Here is an 18,976-nt window from a genome sequence, read left to right on the forward strand (position 1 = left end):
ATGACGCAAAATAGACCCCCATACTCACTTGTTATTTACTTGAATGTCCCTTAAAACTTACTTATGCGACCCTTCCTTAGAAGCAGCGACTTCTCTTTGACCCTTTTGTACTTCACCTAGCAACTTGTTATTTGCCAGTAATAGTTCGTGCTTCAAATCCAATTTTGATTTACTGAGCTTCGCCTCTAGCTCTTTGGATTTAGTTATATCTACAAAAGTTATGACAACACCATCAACTTCGCCTTCTAACGTTTGGTAAGGAAGAATACGGGCATTAAACCAACTTCCATCGCGAGACATAACCTGTTTTTCAACAATAATCAACGTATGTTGCACAGATCTAACATCCTCTGTAAGTTCAGGATAAATAAGATCTGATGCAATATCGGTTATTGGCCTTCCCACGTCACTTGCAATAAGCCTTGAGACTACAGTCATTTGGCTTGTGAATCGCTTAACGAGCAACGTGTTATCTAAAAACAAAATGGCAATCTTCGTGCTGTCCATCAGATTCATCATATCGCTTGTGACTAGTGACAGATTTTCTAACTTTACCTGTTGTTGAAAATTAATCGTCTTTAACTCTTCATTTGAGGACTGTACTTCTTCCTTAGTTGTTGTCAGTTCCTCATTTGTCGACTGAAGTTCTTCGTTACATGACTGCAATTCCTCATTGCTGGCTTTAAATTCTTCTTGCGATATCTGCATTTCTGCACCAGCAACTTGCCACATTTGACGAGTTTGTAGTAGTTCTTGCTCTAGTTCCTCTTCCCGCTTATTACTTGCGGGAATTTGTCCGGTTTGCCTTACTACGTCGCATTCAATAGGGATGGTCACGTCAGTAAAAATAATCATTACCAGCCCTCGCAGCTCCTCCGGCTCTTTGAGAGGATTTACTGAGATATCAACCATCAGTGTTCCACCTTCGTTCAGTACAACAGCATTCTTGGAAGTAATTTCCTTATTCTGTCGTACAGCCTTGTAGAAGGTATCATTAAGTTTATAGTTTAACCCTTCACGTGCCATGGCAAAAATATTCCAATTAACCTTACCAGCAGCCGGTTCCAAGTACTTACCCGTTCTCCCAGTAATGTAGAGGATATCACCTTTACCATTGACGAGCAAAGTTGCAGGTGAGTAATATTGCAAAATCAGTTTATCCGCTAGCGACTGCATGTTCTGAACCTCAGCTGACGGCTGGTTAACTTCAGGCTTATACGGTGCAAAGGAGTTAGGAAACTCTATAGGCGAACTCTGAATTAGAGGTCGCAGCCTCTGATAGATCCGTGATTTTAGATCAAGTGGTTTAAAAAGCTCTGTAAAGTTCCCAACTGACTCTGCGCTTCCTAAAAACAAAAATCCGCCACTATTAAGACTGTAGTGAAAAAGTGGAATGAGCTTTTTCTGGATTTCTGGTGTTAGGTAAATAAGCAGGTTTCGGCAGATCATTATATCGATTTTTGTAAATGGTGGATCCTTAATCATGTTTTGCTGAGCAAAGATGACCATATCCCGAATCTCTGCTGCAACCTGGTATCCACGATCCACTTTGATAAAATACTTATTCAGGCGCTCAGCGGACATATCTTTTGCTATATTAGCTGAGAAAACTCCCTCCCGAGCTTTATCAATAGCTTCACTATCAAGATCAGTAGCAAAAATCTGAATAGAAAAGCCTTTGGAATTTTTTAACTTATCTATCACATCTTTAAAGACAATCGCTAAGGAGTAAGCCTCCTCACCAGTGGAACAACCAGATATCCAAACTCGAACCGTTTCATTTGGCGATCGCTGCGCTAAGAGTGCAGGTATTACTTTGTCCTTTAGAAGTTCCCACTCCGCCTGCTCGCGAAAGAAACTGGTAACCCCAATTAAAAATTCTTTAAATAACAAATTCAGTTCCTGAGGATTATCCTTTAAAAAATGGACGTAAGCGGCTATATCATCAATTTTATGAATGCCCATACACCACTCAATCCTACGTTGAATAGTATTTTTTTTATATGAAGAGAAATCATGCCCTGTATGTGATCGTAACATTCCTATAATATTGTCGAAGTAGTTCTTGAGTTTATCTGCACTATGTTTATCTTCTATAACCATAGGTGGCTTGTGCTCGAGATAGGAAATAATTTTTAAAGGCATTGTCTTTACCGTGGATATAACATCTGCAAGACCTGCATCAATGGCACTTTGAGGCATGTCTCCATATTTAGCAGAGGATGGTTCTTGAATAAAGGTGCTTCCTCCTTTTTCCTTAATTTCTCTTAGTCCTACTGTACCATCTTTACCCATACCTGAGAGTATGACGCCGATACTCCTATCCTGCTTATCCTTCGCCAGGGAGCAAAAGAAGAAATCTATGGGCTTACGCAGATTGTGAGGCTCAATAAATTCAGAAATATGTATCACATTATTTTTAATAGACATATTCTTGTTTGGTGGAATTACATAGACAAAATCCGGCTCAACAGATATGTTCTCATAGGCCTGTACAACTTTCATACTAGTATCACTTTTAAGTAACTCCACCAAAATCTTCTTACTATTCTTCTCCATGTGCTGAACAATAACAAAAGCCAATCCACTATTTTCAGGCACATTACTGAGGAAATCTGACAAAGCATTCAATCCTCCTGCGGAAGCTCCTATGCCAACTATTGAAAAATCTGTTTTTGCGGTATCAATTTTGGGAGCATTACCACCAGAATTTTTAGTAATTACGTTTGTTTCAATGTTCTTATCCTCTTTCATCATACCCCTCCATTTATAGATAGATCGATTCACACATCACTTTATCTTATTATAACAAATTGTTTGCACAAGAGTATAATAGTTTTTATATTATTTCTTTTATCAATCTATTTTTACTATTTAAGAAGTAGAATCTCCCACTTATATAGGTTAGGGGATAACAATTGATAATTGTTATCCCCTAATAGGCCTGCAATGTGATCATACTATAAAATATATTCCATTCTATCTAATTTAAGGAATAGATATCAGAAAACTCAACATGTATTCTCTCAATTCTTTCCTGTAATTCAGCTTCAAATATTCCACCTATACTGCTTTCTTTAGGATGTACTATTACTGGAAACACAATGATAAACTCTGTCCCTTTGCCATATTCACTAAATACAGAAATTGTGCCTTTATGTAGCTCCACAAGTGATTTTACTATAGAAAGTCCTATACCACTACCCTCCTGTTTTCGAGTAAGTGACCTATCTACCTGCCTAAATCGATCAAAGATAATATCTAACTTATCACTTGGAATACCTATGCCTGTATCTTTTATTGATATTATAATATTTTCTCCCTTATCATACATATTTACTTTCATACTCCCCCCTGGTTTTGTGAATTTTATTGAATTAGAAAGAAGATTTAGTATTACCCTTTCTATCTTTTCTGGATCACATGACATTATACAATCCTCTATATCAGTATCAAAAATTAATTCAATGGATTTAATTTTAATATATTCAGATACTGACATAGTAACACTCTCAACAACATGGACAATATTACAGTTCTGCAGATTTAACTCAAAATAACCTGAATCAAGTTTTGTAATATCAATCATATTATTAACCAGGCGTAATTGTCTGTAACAATTCTGTTTCATTATCTTACTATACTTTTTAAATTTTATTTCTTTATCATTAACATCACTGCTACTTTCATATTTATCCAAAAGCTGTAATGCACTTAAAATTACATTTAGGGGCGTTCGGAGTTCATGAGAAAGGTTAGTAAAAAACTCTGTCTTTAAAGTTTCTGATAAAATCGATTCATTTAGTAATTTCTTGTTTGTTATATCCACAAGAGATAAGACGACTCCTTTAATTGAATTTTCAATTGTACAATACGGCGTACATTTCATTAAATACCAGGTTCCATTTTTGCTTTGAATTTCCTTCTCATACGGCATATGATTTCTTAATACTTCACTTGCACCCATATTTAAATCATCATTTTTGAGATTACTTACTATGTGATGCATTGGACGCCCAATATCCTGTGCCTTAAGGTTTATCTCTTTAGTAATGCTTGGTGTAAACTTTCTTATACAAAGATTTTCATCAAGAAAAATAGTTCCAATATCAGTACTGTTTAAATAGTTTGTCATATCACTGTACAAATCAGCCAATTCTTGATTTTTATATTGAAACTGGGTGTTGATTTTTAGTAATTCATTATTAACTAATTGATATTCTTCGTTTGCACTCAAGAGTTCTTCATTGTAAACAAGATGTTCCTCATTTGATAACTGGAGGCATTCCTTGGTATGCTGTAGCTCCTGTTCAAGTTGTATAATTTTCTCATTTAACTTTATTTCAGAATCATATTTACCTATATACTCATTATTATCATTCTTATAATTCAAACCTATACTTGGCATTATATTTTTAATAATGCACATCTCCTTTTGTTTAATTACTCAAATTTATTTAATAATATTATTAATTATTCTATTACTCTATATACTTTTATTATAGTTACATTCTATATATATCCATAACTTCCCTTTAATTATAGTGCGTTTATCATTATATTTCACTCGCAACTTTCGTCAAACTCTGCACATAGAAAAACAAGAGATTTCTCCTGCTTAAAAACCATAAAATCAATGATGTTTATGTTTGGGAAAAAACACAAAAATACTGTATCAGTTGCTTCAACAATACAGCATTTAGTTCTGAAAATACATTAAAGTATATATACTATTATATACTTTAATGTAAGATAATTATCATTCTTATAAATTATAAATTAAAAGACTCTATATATTTTCTTACCAATGTTAAGTTATGTTAAGCTATGTTAAGCTATGTTAAGTTATGTTAATTATGTTAATACAACATTGTGCTTTGTTAAGTAATATCATATAATTAGGGGTGTACTGTTTTAAACATATTTAATTATTTATTCTGTATTAATGGTTTTATTATACAGCATAATTTTATTTATCAAAGGAGGAACAATATGTTCAATTTCAAACCAAAAGACAAGGTATTTTTCGAACTTTTTTCTAAGGGGGCCGATGTTTTTAATGATTCAGCAAAAGAACTACAATTCCTAATGAATGAACTTGATAATCCAACGGGGAGATTAGATAAATTAGTAAACCTTGAGCATGAAGGAGACGTAATAACTCATGAATTAATTGAGTATACTAAAAAAATGTTTATAACTCCGCTAGATAGGGAGGACATATTCAATATAACAAAAGGAATAGACACTATTACTGATAATATCGAATCAACAGCTAATTTATTCTACATGTATAATGTGACTACTGCTACACCAGAATCAATAGAACTTGTTGACAAACTTATAACTGTTACTTCTGTTCTTGTTAATGTTATTTCAGAATTAAAATATCTTAGTAAAAGTACAATATTAGTAAAAAAAATAATTGAAGTAAACACTATAGAGAACGAAGCAGATTTGATCTATAGAAAGGCTATGAGAAAACTTTTTAAAAACCCAGAAGATATTCTAACTGTCTTGAAATGGAAAGACTTATACCAACATTTAGAGGATAGCATTGATGCTTGTGAAACACTTGCAAATGAAATTCGAGGAGTTGGCATGAAATATGCTTAATTCTACCATTATAATAATTGTTATACTATTAGCGCTTAGCTTTGATTTTATAAACGGCTTTCACGATACGGCTAACTCTATTGCTACTTCAATTGGAACTAAAGTACTTACACCTATGAAGGCATTGTTAATGGCTGCTGCTTTAAATTTCCTTGGTGCTATGTTAAATACGGAGGTTGCGAAAACTATAGGAACAGGAATAATTAATAATGGTATAGCTACTCCCAAAATTATAGCTATAGCTCTAATAGGAGCCATTACCTGGAACCTAATAACTTGGTATTTTGCTATACCTAGTTCCTCTTCCCATGCACTTATTGGTGGACTTTTAGGTGCTTCCATAACTTCACATAGACTTGATTTTTCTGTTGTCAATTGGAAAGGTTTTTTTGATAAAATAATAATTCCACTTATATCTTCACCAATATTTGGACTTATATTTGGATTTTTATTTATGTTTATACTTACATGGCTGTTTCATAAAGCAACACATAAAAAAGTCACTGGAGTATTTAAAAAATTACAAATTTGTTCTGCTGCTTTAATGTCATATAGTCATGGTTCAAATGATGCTCAAAAATCTATGGGTGTTATAACTATGGCTCTAATTGCAGGAGGATTTTTAAATGGAAATAACTTTGATATACCATTGTGGGTGAAAATTGCCTGTGCATTAGCAATGGCATTAGGTACAATGACCGGTGGATGGAAAATAATAAAAACTATGGGTGTTAATATGATAAAACTAGAACCGATAGATGGATTTGCCGCTGAAACTGCAGCTGCACTTACTATTCAAGTTGCTACAGCACTAGGTGCACCAGTAAGTACTACTCACGTAATAAGTAGTGCAATAATGGGTGTTGGGTCTTGTAAAAGGCTTACCGCCGTTAGATGGGGCCTTGCGAGAACTATACTTATGGCATGGGTTTTAACTATTCCTTGCAGCGCAATTATAGCATCAATAATTTCGCTTGTGTTTTACAGATAAATAGATAAAACTTTGTTTTTATCTTTACGATTTTAATTAAAAAGAAATCAACCCTCATCTCCATGTTTCCCTGTGTATAGAAGGAAATATGAGATGGGGGTTGATTAATTTAATTGTTCTATATACTTATTTAACTGGTATTGTTACTGTAACACGATTCGCATAGGCACTTTTAATTGCACCTAAGAAATCTCCATGAGCATCACTAAGTGACATAGTAGCACCTGTTACAACATCTGCAAGACCAGCCTTTTCTGTAGCAGTAAGTTTATTATATTTAGCAAGATCTGTTACATTTGTTGTTGTAGCTTTTATTGGACGACCAGCTGTAGTTGTATATTTTGCAAACCAAGCGTCTAATTCAGCGACAGTTTTACCAACAAAGAATTTTTGGTAGAAATTCATTTGCTTGTACCACTCATTAGTTGCATTCATTCCATAAGCATCTCCACGTTGACGTTTAGTTTTCCATGCACTTACTTCAGCAGTTGCTTTATCCAATGTATTTTTAGGTCCCACCGTAACTACTCCTGTAACAGGATCAGTTATATTATATCCAGGAGTACCAGGCCATCCTGAAAACTCTGGCATTGATGCCCCATCATAATTTGGAGTGGCAACTTCATAGGCATCTAAATATGCATTTAGGATTCTTCCATTCGCATCAAAGCTAACATCCGCCATAGCAGTGGTAATACTGTAAACTGGCATACCTGTGGTATCAGCTCCAGGACCATTTCTAAATACTGTAGTATTTCCTAATCCTTCAGAAATCTTTACAGATGTAGGAGTTACTACTACTGGTGGTGTCACAACTGGAGTTTTTAGTGCTGCTAATTGTACATTTATTCTTGACAAAGTACCTCTACCTGCTACTCCATCCATATTAATACCATATTTCCATTGAAAGTTCTTTACGGCTGCCTCAGTAGCTTTCCCAAAGACACCATCAGCTGTAAGATTGTATGCACGAATTGCGTTAAGTGCAACTTGTAATCGTTTAACATCACTACTGTTTGAGCCGTATGTAACTGCCCAAGTTGTGCTTAATGGAGCCACAGACATTGTTTGTGCTGAAACAACACCCACACCACCTAAATTACCCAGTCCTGAACTCCCTGCAGCAAATGAAAGTGTCATTGCCACTGTTAATGCATAAGCAACCGTTGTTAATGTTTTTTTCATTATTTTTCCCCCTTTAATATGTTTTTAAAAGTAAAAATATATTGTTGTAAGATTAAGAACTAACAACTTAGTTTGTTAATTATCAAACCATAAAAAAATATTTGTTTCCTAAAATCTTACATCTTTATTATACAAAAAAATAATGGTAAATACAAGTATATTTGTTATATTCTTTTGAAAAAGATTGTTTATTTAAAATATTCTCATAATTTCTTTAATATTTTTCATTATAAATACATTTATTCTATATTGTGTATATATATTTAATTAATTCCATCTAGATTCAGAATTAATAAGACTTATTCTATTGAACGTTTTAGATTTATGGATTTAGTAAAAGGTTTCAGCTCAATATTAAGAACATTAAAACCCTTAAATTTATTACACTGACCGTTATAAATAAAATCGGATTTTTTTAACGCTAGTTTGATAAATATAGCATTAATATTGTCGATAAACAATTAACAAACTATCTACTTCTATTTTTACTTCGGCGTGTAAAGTCATCCTCAATCTCTGCTTTCCAACTCTTTGTAATTGCTCTACTTGCACGAAGTTCAGATACAACATGACTAACTGCATCATAATTCAATCTCGTGCCCTCTCCATCAGCATTATAATTGGCTGCTCTGTCTGAGCTAATACCAACTTTTGCTGCTGTTGAAATAGCGTCAATATTAGCTCCTATGAAAATGAATTCCCATCCGTATTTTTCTTTCTGCCATTCAACCATTTTTTTTATTTTTTCATAATTGTACTCTTTGCTAGCATTTTCCATTCCATCAGTAGTGATTACGAACATCACCTTATCTGCACGCTCTTGCTCACTAGTATTTCTCTGTACATTCCCAATCTTATTAATCGTCTTTCCAATAGCATCCAAAAGTGCAGTGCACCCACAAACAAAATATTCTTTTTCTGTCATAGGACGAATACCTTTAACATTTATTCTGTCATGTAATAATTCATAATTGTCATCGAAAAGCACTGTGGTGATAATTGCGTCTCCTGGCTCTTCCCTTTGTTTTTTGAGTAATGAATTGTAGCCTCCTATAGTGTCCCTCTCAAGTCCTGACATAGAACCGCTCCTATCAAGTATAAATACCAATTCCGTTAAATTTGTTTTCATCTTGTTAACCCCCTTACTTAATAATTAAAGGATAACAAAATTACGATTCTAATTGGTCGCTTTCAAAGCGACAATTATACGCCAAGTAGAACTTGCTCAAAGGCAAACAATGCCTCATTTATCTCGTAGATGTTGTAATTGCCTTCTTCTATGAAATACTCAATAATTACATCAAATTTATTGCTGTGAGACAATGTGTATCCAGCTTTATTTAGCAAATCACGTGTTTCATCCAAACTCAACCTAATAGCTATGGCAAAGGCTATTGATGTAACTTTACTAGGGTTGTAGCCTTTACAACTTCGGATTTTAGAAAACAACTTTCGGTCTATATTTGCCTTCTTATAAGTTTCAACATCTGTCATTCCTTTTTCATCAATAAGCCTCAACAACATTTTTGAAAAAGATTCATCGAGTTGACTTATTACCTCCTCAAGACTACGTTTTCCATTTATTTGTGGCAGAGGATCACAAACATCACCTTCTAAATAATTCTCATGAATATCTTCAAATTGATGATATTCGTAAGGCTCTATATTCCTTTGGCGTTCGCTATGTTGGTGCTCCTCAACATAGTTATCATCAATATATTTTTCAATTGCAGAAAAAAGTTTTCCACTCAAAACAAAGGCTTTCTTATCATAGACTACTAGATAAACCGTCATCTCATGGTTTATTAGAAATTCGCCTATTGCAGAAATTGCTATCTGTAATGCCTTATCTTTCGGGTAGCCATAGATTCCGGATGATATCAACGGGAAGGCGATAGATTTGCACTTATATTTCAAAGCAAGTTTTAGTGAATTAATGTAACAATTATGTAGCGAATTTGCCTCACCCGAGTTACCACCGTCCCATATAGGACCAACTGTATGAATAATGTACTTTGCTGGAAGGCTATAACCACTTGTGATGACTGCTTGACCAACATTGCACTTTCCGAGTGCATCGCATTCCTCTTGAAGCTTTTCAGCCCCGGCGCCAGAGAATATTGCTCCACATACTCCACCCCCCATTTTTAGTGCCGTATTTGCAGCATTTACAATTATATCTATTTTCATTTTTGTTATATCATTTCGGATTATTATCATGGGCATATTAGCTTTTCTCCCTTCAAGAAATTTCTTGCTGTATCTCTTCATTTATTTAATTTAATTACTCACCATTTATTATAATAATTCTATATACATTTATAATTATCCTTTTAAATCTACACAAAAATCAGAACTCCAAAATTACTCTTAGAGTATATTAACTAATCTTTAATTTTATAGGATTGATTTAATTACACTTCTTTCAAACTGATACACTCAATATATTCAACAATTATCAAAATAAAAAAAAGTGCTTTCCAGCACTTCTTAATTTTCTTATTAAACTGTTTGATTGTAATCCGTAATATTATACATTTATATGCCGAAGTAACACTACTACTATGTTCTCCCATTTATAAAAACCTGTTATTAAAGGAAATATAGCTTTGCCATCAACAGTAGAATATATTATGTCTCAAAATATTTTAACGCTATGCACATATACCGTCAGGAAAATGATTTCAAAAAGCTGAGAGTATTTCCAAGTCAAACTATGGCTAATTGTGTTATAAGATGTGCTAATTTTTTAGCCTTCCAGTGATGTCTTTACGATTATTTCAAATTTTAATGTGCCTCAATAAAGTCTTCCATCTGTTTGTGCCAACCCTGAGTTTCATAATTATCTATTAGTGTATCTTCTCTAAACAATAAATCAATAATAAATCGTGGTTTTTTGCCCCCAATATGCATAGATTTGACACAGGAAACACAAGAAACCACAACTTCCTCACAAGGCATTTGTTGTGCACGTTTTTTCATCAGTTCATTGACCTGTTCTACCGGCAGATTCCCATAAAAATGGTCTCCGCAACAAATTGCTTTGGTTCGTGTTAACTCAGGCTCAATAACCCTTATATTCATCCTTGCTAATAATTTACGGATGGCATTCTGGTAACTCTCATCTGTGCGGCTGTAGCAAGTATCTTGTATAGCCATTTCTATGCCCTTATAGTCAGGGAAATTAAAAGTTTCACTATCGGCCAATACCTCCCAAAATAATACCGTTGCGATCCCTTCGTATAATTCTCTATAACTTTTGTCACAGGCTGAACATACTGTAATTACCCGTGTGCCGTGCTCCAATTTAGAATCGTGAAAGCAACAAGTCAAAAGTGTAGGCATTTCGCCAAACTCTGAGACTATAAGCGTTTTAAGTTTATCTACAAGCTCCGGTTTGTACAACATTAAAGTGCAACCTGGTGCAAATACTTGATTCATAATTTTGTCCTCCCTTAGTGTTTATGTGTAGCTTGTACCTTTACATTTATATCATACTTAATAATTAACTTATTACCCTTTTGAAAGAAGTATTAATCCCTTTGCTATAAGAAGAAAAATTTTTCTATTTGATGATACTAATGTGTAAATGACCTTAATTTGTTTAAATTACTATCACCATAGGTAAATATTACTAATGAATGTTAAATAAATGAGAAAGATTGAAAATAAGCAGTAGATAACTATCAATTTGATTAGTTATTTACCGCTTACTTATCTAAAAACAAGTTTTTTCTCAATTATATTATTATGCATTAAAGCAACTATGATAATTTAACCCTTATATGCATGCCAATATGCTTATGACATGTCTTTAAAGAATTCTTCATTATTATCACATGGCTTATCAGCAATTGCCCCTAACAATTTTGCCGATGGAGGTGGTGCTAAATAAGTACCTATGATAAGACCGACCATCCCTGCAAGTACACCAATAACACAATATCCCAATAAAGTACTAGCTAATGCACCCTTTCCAAATATCCAGTCAAATACAGGCATATTATAAGAAAATTTCCATACCTTGTATTCTAAAATGAAAAATATAAAAGTGCCTAATGCTCCACATATTCCACCTGTCATTACACCTCTAAGGTTAGCACGTTTCCAAAACATAGAATATAACATAATGGCAACTGCAGCACTTAATAATCCTGATGATAAGAAGTAAGCATCATTAAGTGAAGACCCAAATGACGGAATGTTATAAAGCCAAGCCAATCCCATATTTAAAATTATAATTAACACTGTAATAATACGAGACCATTTTATAATTTTCTCATCACTCCAATTTCTTTTCTTATAAATCAGAGGTTGTAAAACATCGTAAGACAAATTCATAGAACAAACATTACTATAATTTGCTACTGTTGACATACTATGTGCTGAGAGAAGAAAGATTAAAAAAGACTTAAGCAATGGAGACATATAGTTATTAATATAAACTGATATTAAATCATAACCACCTTTATCTCCCAAAGCAACTGCAGCAGCTAAAACTCCATGATTCAATACTGGCTTAAAAATTATAAGTCCAAATAACCCTATAAGTGAGGAAGGAATTACTATTACAAATGCATTGAAAAATAAGCTATATATACCTCCCTTAATAGCAGCCTTTGTAGAAATAGCAGACTGAGCTTTTAACCAAAAATCTTCTGCCCCACCCCATCCTGGAAGGAGTCCAAACATAACAACTAGTGGTAATGCTATTGAAGTGTATCCAAAAAGACTTGTTGCTGGCTTTACAGAATTATATGGATATCCAGCACCATTAATTACATTTTGATGACCCAACATTGTCCATATTGTTGTGCCGTTACCACTTGCAATTCCTCTAGCTGCAGAGTACATTGAAATTACAACCACAAGTAGAATAGTTGCTCCCATGAAAAACTGAAGTATATTTGCGTTTATTACAGATCTAAAACCACCTAAACACAGATATATAGCGATAGGTACCGCATAAATTACAATCATCCAAAATACGGAAATATGTAATGCTGGCGCCATTATAAGTGATGCAGCATACAACTCAGCAGCGGACCAAATTGTATAAGAGAAAATATTTATGAATGCTGAAAAAACACGTGCAGACATACCAAAACGATTTTGCAACATTTGGCATTGAGAAATAGCTTTGATTCTCCTTATAAAAGGTACCATACAAATTTGAATAACCATTGATAACAACCATGGAATAGCCACAAGCCATAAGCCCGCCAAACCTTGATCATAAGTTGCCCATGTCATCCAGGTAATCATACCTATTAACATCCAACCAGATGCAATAGACATACCTACCATATATGCAGGCTGACTACGACCAGTAATCCAGTAATCGTTACTTTCAGCCTCGGCATTTTTACTTTTTTTCTGTTGAATATAAGCCCTAGAACCTAAATAAATACAAAAGCCTAAATAAACAAACAAAACTAACCAAGACCATATTGGATTAACATTTCCATATTTCATAATCCTTCACTACCTCCCTGTAAAATCTTTAGTTAATAGTTATTTCGATTATGGCACTCTACTAAACAAAACAATATAAACCGTTTTCATTAACAATATATTGCCGCCTGGAACTACTATTTCACTCTATGTTAATTGTAACTGAATAAGAGATTTTTTTATGGCATAAATTTCAGTGTTTTACTGCATTATATCCGCTAGCTTTTTGAAGTTTTTGTACTATCAGTACTTTATTGCACTAATAGTATTAAATATTATTTTTTAATCAATACATTATAAGAGAAAATTAATTCTCTTAGGTACCTATTAGATTATAAGCATGTTGTGTGAACTGAAAAAGAGGCCATGCCGTGTTTCAGGCATGACCTCCGGATTTTGAAATTTTATATGTAGAATTCTCAATTCACATCAAAACACACCTTCTCCACCAACCGTTATGGATCCCTAATTCTCTACCATATCGGAAATGGAATAATCTGATGAAACAGTGATTGCCTTTACATTCTTTTGAAAGCGTTCGTATCTGGCGCAGCAATAGTCTAAGAAATCATCGCCACTGTAGTGTCTAATCATTGCCCATACCATCCAAAGCAAGTCCTGCGCTACCATAAAGCATTTTATTTTTAATAATTCTTCAGGTGTCAGAGATTGACCATAGTAGTCAAAAAGAAAATATTGAATTGCCTCTCCAGTCAATCTGGATTCAAGAATATACGCGGCCACATCCCAGCTTGGATCGTTCATACCAGAGTATTCCCAGTCTACAAGGTAAGTTCTGCCATTGTCATCTGCGACAAAGTTTTCAGGCACTGTGTCATTATGACATGGGACAGAAATTATATTTTTTATATTCTTTTGCATAAAATCAATCAATTGTTTTTTCAAATCAGCGTAGTCAAAGAAAAAACCGCCATTAAGCTCTTGAATAATCTGTTCATATTTATTCAACTCCGTTTGCCAATCGAAGGTATTAGGAAACTGCTTTGGGTTGGCATGAGTTTTTTTCAAAAGACCAGAAACAGCTCTCAGGTTTGTAATACTACATGGATCAGTAAGCGCAATGTTTTTGCTGTTTTTAATGTATACACTGAATTTAATTCCACTGTCCTCATCAAAATAAACGCATTCACAATTCAAACCGACCTCTGTTGCGATACAATTGTTAATTTTTTCAATTTTACGGTCGATCATCTCATTAGTCATGCCACCCGGCTGCCGTACAACATACTCGGTTCCCTTAATATTCATAAGGTAGTTGTAATTGGTAAGTCCGCCTGCAAAACGAGATTTATCGAATATAATGCTATCATCATTAAAAAAAAGACGCAATTTTTTTTGTACTAATTCTTCCATTAATTCCACCACACATATTTCATTTTTTCACTTTATAATAAGGATACACAAACGCCGAATAAACATTTTTTTTATATCGATAGTATATTACACTTATTCCTAATTGTAAAAGGTATTTTCTCAGAATAAATGCTGAATATATAGTTATTATATCACATTTCTATCTCAAGAAAGATAAAATTGATAAATTACAACTTTAAAGTCGCTTTTGTTCAATAAAAACAATATTGTACAATGTCTGATTTTAAATAGGTACAATAGTACTAAAACTATATATTTAATCTGCAATAAACTAAATGTTTTATATGATAACATCATATTATCAGTAATTTTTTAAAAACACTTATTAATAAAACAATGTCCATAAAAATCTATAAATATACAATAAGTGATATGTTATATATTGATTTTATTTGCTGAAAATAAGTCTTATATTAGTAGCAAAAAATAGGAGGTAAAATCATGGAAGATAAGTTTAAACTGAAATCCAAGGTTTATTTTAATAAGCAATCCATACAACTTTTAGAACAGATTTCTGGAACTCGGGCATTTATTGTCTTGGATTCCATAATGGGAAAGTTGGGATATCTTCAAAATGTGGTAGATTACCTACATAAAGCAGGAATAAGCTCTGTTGTTTTTTCGGAGGTTCGCCCTGACCCTGATGTCAATGTGATTGTAGAGGGGATGAGACTATACGGCGAAAGCGATGCAGATGTACTAGTGGCAATGGGCGGAGGCTCTGCCATCGATACCGCTAAGGGTATCCTTTATTTTTCGTGGAAACTAGCAAGCGCAGCAGGTAGTGAAATGAAAAAACCATTATTTATTGCAATTCCTTCCACAAGTGGAACGGGCTCAGAAGTAACGGACTTCACCGTTATTACATCAGGTGGGGAAAAGGTGTGTATAGTAGATGATTTTATCGCACCGGACATTGCCATACTTGACTCTACATGTATTCAACATGTTCCAAAACGTGTGGTTGTAGATACGGGCATAGATGTCCTTGTTCATGCGGTGGAATCCTATGTTTCCACAAATGCGACCGACTTTACAGACGCTCTTGCGGAAAAAGCAGTGAAACTTATCTTCGAGAACATTGAGAAGCTTTACAATAATGTGAAGGATTCCAATGCAAGGGATCGTGTTCAAAATGCTTCCTGCATGGCAGGGATGGCATTTACTAATTCAAATCTTGGTATCACTCACAGTCTTGCCCATGCTATGGGGGCGACTTTTCATATTGCACACGGTCGCTCTAATGCACTCTTACTCAGTGCGGTGATGGAATACAACGCCGACTTAAGGGGAAGTGCTAGCAGTTATGCTGCGGGAAGATACGCAAAACTGGCAACGATTCTGCAACTTCCGGCCAGGACAAACCGTGAAGGCGCTGTGAACTTTATGCAGGCTGTAGACAAACTGAAAAAAGCTCTTGGAGTCGAAGATAATATTCGAAAACTTGGAGTTGATCAGAACGCGTTTGAAAGTGCTCTAGAGCATATGGCAGACATAGCTATGCTCGACAGGTGTACTCCCACAAATCCCAGACAGCCTTCTAAGGAAAATCTGATTCGTATTTATCAAAAATGCTATTGACGAGTGTCCAAAATCATAAGAAATTTGAGATAATAAAAACAGCTAAACCATGTGTTTTAGCCTGTTTCTATGTTAAAAATCCTCAAAAAACATATCATTAGTTATTTACTTTTATACTGTTGTACATTATAATTATTAGTAAGCCATAACCAGATTCGAAAGAGACTTACCAGCCAGAGAGCTTCAACAATTTATTTCTTTTGATTATAAATTACATGGCGGAAAAGGTGTGCTAAAAGCATGAATAAAACTAATAGTTTGCTTGAAAAGTTAATAGCCTCCAATAATTTATATACACGTTATATGAGTATATTATCTCTGTCAGATCTTCCCCTGTTTTTAATAGATAATAATGGAACTATTTTGTTTGAGTTTATTCCATCGCCCGATTTTTGTACCTATATATGCCAAGAAAATAAAGATCAAGTATGTTCTGAATACAGATGCCAACTCAAACCTGGCGGCAAGGATAGATTTGTCTGCCGATATGGACTTGAAAACATACTTTATCCTATAACGTTGCAAGATGATACTTTGGGTTATATAGCCGGTGTACAAGCCTATTTGGAGGGTACAGAATATCAAAAACACATGATTGATGTCCAGTCTCTTGAAGCAGAGAAAAGTCCAGAATTGGAATTTATAGCTAAATCAATTTTCTCGCTCAAAACAGTGGAATCTAATAAAATTAAAATACACGAGCAGTTGTGCGGTCACATTGCCAAAAATATTTCTCTAGACTTATCCCAAAGCATCAGTCATACAGATGTAGATGCCGTACGTTTGTCCATTGAAAAGGAAATACTAGAGAAAAAAATTAATGATCTAGAAGCTAAAAACATGTCTCTGATGATTAATCCCCATTTTTTATTTAATACCTTGAACTGTATCGCTCGAATTGCGTATTTTGAGCATTCTCAAACGGAGGAACTTATCTATTGCCTTTCAGATTTGTTGCGCTACAATTTAAAGCATGACAAACAGCTACACACCATTGGTGCCGAAATTGACAACATTGAGAAATATCTGTATATCCAGAAGGTAAGATTTAAAAACCGTCTGGTATATGAAAGTGACATCCCTGAGAATATTAAGGCTTACAGAATACCTAACATGGTGATACAGCCCCTTGTTGAAAACGCTGTAATCCATGGCATCACCCCAAAACGTGATGGAGGTAAAATCAGTATTTATGCGGAAGAATATAAAAACGATATCGTTATTTCTATTATTGACAATGGAAATGGTTTTCCAAAAGATGTTTTAAATAACTTGCAACAATTTGAAAATAAATCAGGTCTAGGGTTTTGGAATACAGACAAACGGCTAAAACAATATTACGGGGAACAATACGGATTGAAAATAGTAAAATCTGACTATAGCGGAAGTACCGTTACCATCACGATACCAACTCAACCTATTGGGGGTGCGCAATGATTGTGGTCTTAATTGTGGAAGATGAAATACTTGAACAAGATTTTCTCAAAACAGTTGTACTTGAGGATCTTATGCCTGAGGATAAGCTACTGACCTGCGAAAGCGGAATTCAGGCCGTCAAGTTAGCAAAAAAGTATCGACCGGATATTATCATAATGGATATAATGATTCCTGAAATGGATGGTCTGAGCGCTATTGAAGAAATAAGAAAATTTCTGCCAAATGCGTGTATCACGATTTTGTCCGCCTACTCGGAATTTCCCTATGCACAAAAAGCAATTAGACTTCATGTTTTCGAATACCAGTTAAAACCTATCAAGCCCGCCGTCTTCAAACAGATTTTTCACAAAATGCTGGATTCGGCAGCCGAATGTCATGTGCTAGTTGAGGAAAATATCGAGGAAAAGACCACTGAACACAAGGAGTACCTGAATAACTTTATCGACGAATCTGTAAAATATATTAAAGAGCATTTTCGTGAAAGATTGACTCTGGAAATGCTTGCTTCTAAGGCGTTTATGAATCCCAAATATTTCAGCCATATTTTTAAAAAGGAGATGGGTGTCGCATTTACAGAGTATGTAAATAATCTGAAAATTCAATATGCCTGTAGGTTGCTCGAGACAACTAATTATCCTGCTTACCGTATTTCGATTGATTGCGGCTTCTCTGATCCATCTTATTTTAACAGGGTATTCTGTGCAAAGATGAACATGACTCCTAATACTTATAGGAAACATGAATGTTCATCAACACCGAAGGATTAAACTTTCGGTATTAGTCTAATAATAATGCAGACACATAAATTAATTTTACATCACTTGCGGGCCTTTTGGGACCCGCATTTAATTTTTACAAAAAAATAAGGGTTGTTACACCCTAAATTTTTTTAGTTGTGCAACAGCCCATATTTAATTAGCAGTTATTATTTTAATATCGATTAAATGTCAAGATGCAATCTATATTATATTTTCTTCCCTTTTTATCATTTTAGGAAGAATAGCTTCAACTTCGCCGTGTGGACGAGGAATAACATGAACAGAGATTAATTCGCCAACGCGTTGTGCTGCAGCAGCACCAGCATCAGTTGCTGCCTTTACAGCACCTACGTCGCCTCTTACCATAACTGTTACAAGGCCTCCACCAATATATTCTTTACCAATTAGGTAAACATTTGCTGCCTTTACCATTGCATCTGCAGCCTCAATACTGCCAACTAAACCCTTTGTTTCAATCATTCCTAATGCATCTTGTTTCATCTTTTTTCCTCCTAATATTTTATTATTTTTATATTATGATTTTAGAATCATTGCTAAC

General features: G+C 34.3%; 14 protein-coding genes. 5 read left to right on the top strand and 9 right to left on the bottom strand.

Annotated features, from left to right (window positions below):
* Positions 1–57: 57 nt before the first annotated feature.
* Positions 58–2,754 carry a CheR family methyltransferase gene (locus VIM70_RS17075; protein WP_331946984.1) on the bottom strand — a complete coding sequence of 899 codons (2,697 nt, stop codon included), beginning with the start codon at positions 2,752–2,754 and terminating at the stop codon, positions 58–60.
* A 229-nt stretch (positions 2,755–2,983) separates the two neighbouring features.
* Entirely contained in the window at positions 2,984–4,429 is a 1,446-nt protein-coding gene (locus VIM70_RS17080) for an ATP-binding protein (protein WP_331946985.1), read from the bottom strand.
* Positions 4,430–4,992: 563 nt separating this feature from the next.
* Here VIM70_RS17080 and VIM70_RS17085 point away from each other — a divergent pair.
* Both VIM70_RS17085 and VIM70_RS17090 read left to right on the top strand, forming a co-directional pair.
* Positions 4,993–5,616 (top strand): DUF47 domain-containing protein, encoded by a 624-nt coding sequence (locus VIM70_RS17085; protein ID WP_331946986.1) that lies wholly within the window; start codon positions 4,993–4,995, stop codon positions 5,614–5,616.
* The gene (locus VIM70_RS17090; protein WP_331946987.1) at positions 5,609–6,607 is read left to right on the top strand and encodes an inorganic phosphate transporter; all 999 of its coding nucleotides are present in this window, start codon (positions 5,609–5,611) and stop codon (positions 6,605–6,607) included. The genes VIM70_RS17085 and VIM70_RS17090 overlap by 8 nt, the downstream gene beginning before the upstream one ends.
* 126 nt (positions 6,608–6,733) lie before the next feature.
* On the opposite strand, the gene VIM70_RS17095 is transcribed toward VIM70_RS17090, so the two are convergent.
* The 6 genes from VIM70_RS17095 to VIM70_RS17120 all read right to left on the bottom strand — a co-directional run bounded on the left by VIM70_RS17095 (position 6,734) and on the right by VIM70_RS17120 (position 14,620).
* The gene (locus tag VIM70_RS17095; protein WP_331946988.1) at positions 6,734–7,792 is read right to left on the bottom strand and encodes a peptidoglycan-binding domain-containing protein; all 1,059 of its coding nucleotides are present in this window, start codon (positions 7,790–7,792) and stop codon (positions 6,734–6,736) included.
* Between the two features lie 469 nt (positions 7,793–8,261).
* Positions 8,262–8,921 carry a hypothetical protein gene (locus VIM70_RS17100; protein ID WP_331946989.1) on the bottom strand — a complete coding sequence of 220 codons (660 nt, stop codon included), beginning with the start codon at positions 8,919–8,921 and terminating at the stop codon, positions 8,262–8,264.
* A gap of 74 nt (positions 8,922–8,995) precedes the next feature.
* On the bottom strand, positions 8,996–10,018 hold the full coding sequence (locus VIM70_RS17105) for a macro domain-containing protein (RefSeq protein WP_331946990.1): 1,023 nt from the start codon (positions 10,016–10,018) through the stop codon (positions 8,996–8,998).
* A 561-nt stretch (positions 10,019–10,579) separates the two neighbouring features.
* The gene (locus VIM70_RS17110) at positions 10,580–11,200 is read right to left on the bottom strand and encodes a heterodisulfide reductase-related iron-sulfur binding cluster (RefSeq protein WP_331946991.1); all 621 of its coding nucleotides are present in this window, start codon (positions 11,198–11,200) and stop codon (positions 10,580–10,582) included.
* A gap of 393 nt (positions 11,201–11,593) precedes the next feature.
* Entirely contained in the window at positions 11,594–13,267 is a 1,674-nt protein-coding gene (locus tag VIM70_RS17115; protein ID WP_331946992.1) for a sodium:solute symporter family protein, read from the bottom strand.
* A gap of 444 nt (positions 13,268–13,711) precedes the next feature.
* The gene (locus VIM70_RS17120) at positions 13,712–14,620 is read right to left on the bottom strand and encodes a choline kinase family protein (RefSeq protein ID WP_331946993.1); all 909 of its coding nucleotides are present in this window, start codon (positions 14,618–14,620) and stop codon (positions 13,712–13,714) included.
* 462 nt (positions 14,621–15,082) lie between these two features.
* Here VIM70_RS17120 and VIM70_RS17125 point away from each other — a divergent pair, with 462 nt between their 5' ends.
* The 3 genes from VIM70_RS17125 (at position 15,083) to VIM70_RS17135 (ending at position 18,426) form a co-directional block, all read left to right on the top strand.
* Complete coding sequence (locus VIM70_RS17125) at positions 15,083–16,222, top strand: 1-propanol dehydrogenase PduQ (RefSeq protein ID WP_331946994.1); 1,140 nt, start codon at positions 15,083–15,085, stop codon at positions 16,220–16,222.
* 240 nt (positions 16,223–16,462) lie between these two features.
* The gene (locus VIM70_RS17130) at positions 16,463–17,659 is read left to right on the top strand and encodes a sensor histidine kinase (protein WP_331946995.1); all 1,197 of its coding nucleotides are present in this window, start codon (positions 16,463–16,465) and stop codon (positions 17,657–17,659) included.
* The gene (locus tag VIM70_RS17135) at positions 17,656–18,426 is read left to right on the top strand and encodes a DNA-binding response regulator (RefSeq protein WP_331946996.1); all 771 of its coding nucleotides are present in this window, start codon (positions 17,656–17,658) and stop codon (positions 18,424–18,426) included. Before VIM70_RS17130 ends, VIM70_RS17135 begins: the two co-directional genes overlap by 4 nt.
* A 192-nt stretch (positions 18,427–18,618) precedes the next feature.
* On the opposite strand, the gene eutM is transcribed toward VIM70_RS17135, so the two are convergent.
* Positions 18,619–18,918: an ethanolamine utilization microcompartment protein EutM gene (gene eutM, locus VIM70_RS17140; protein ID WP_331946997.1), complete on the bottom strand. Its 300-nt coding sequence runs from the start codon at positions 18,916–18,918 to the stop codon at positions 18,619–18,621.
* Positions 18,919–18,976: the final 58 nt, after the last annotated feature.

Source organism: Clostridium sp. (genome assembly GCF_036569345.1).
Lineage (GTDB): Bacteria > Bacillota > Clostridia > Clostridiales > Clostridiaceae > Clostridium_AD.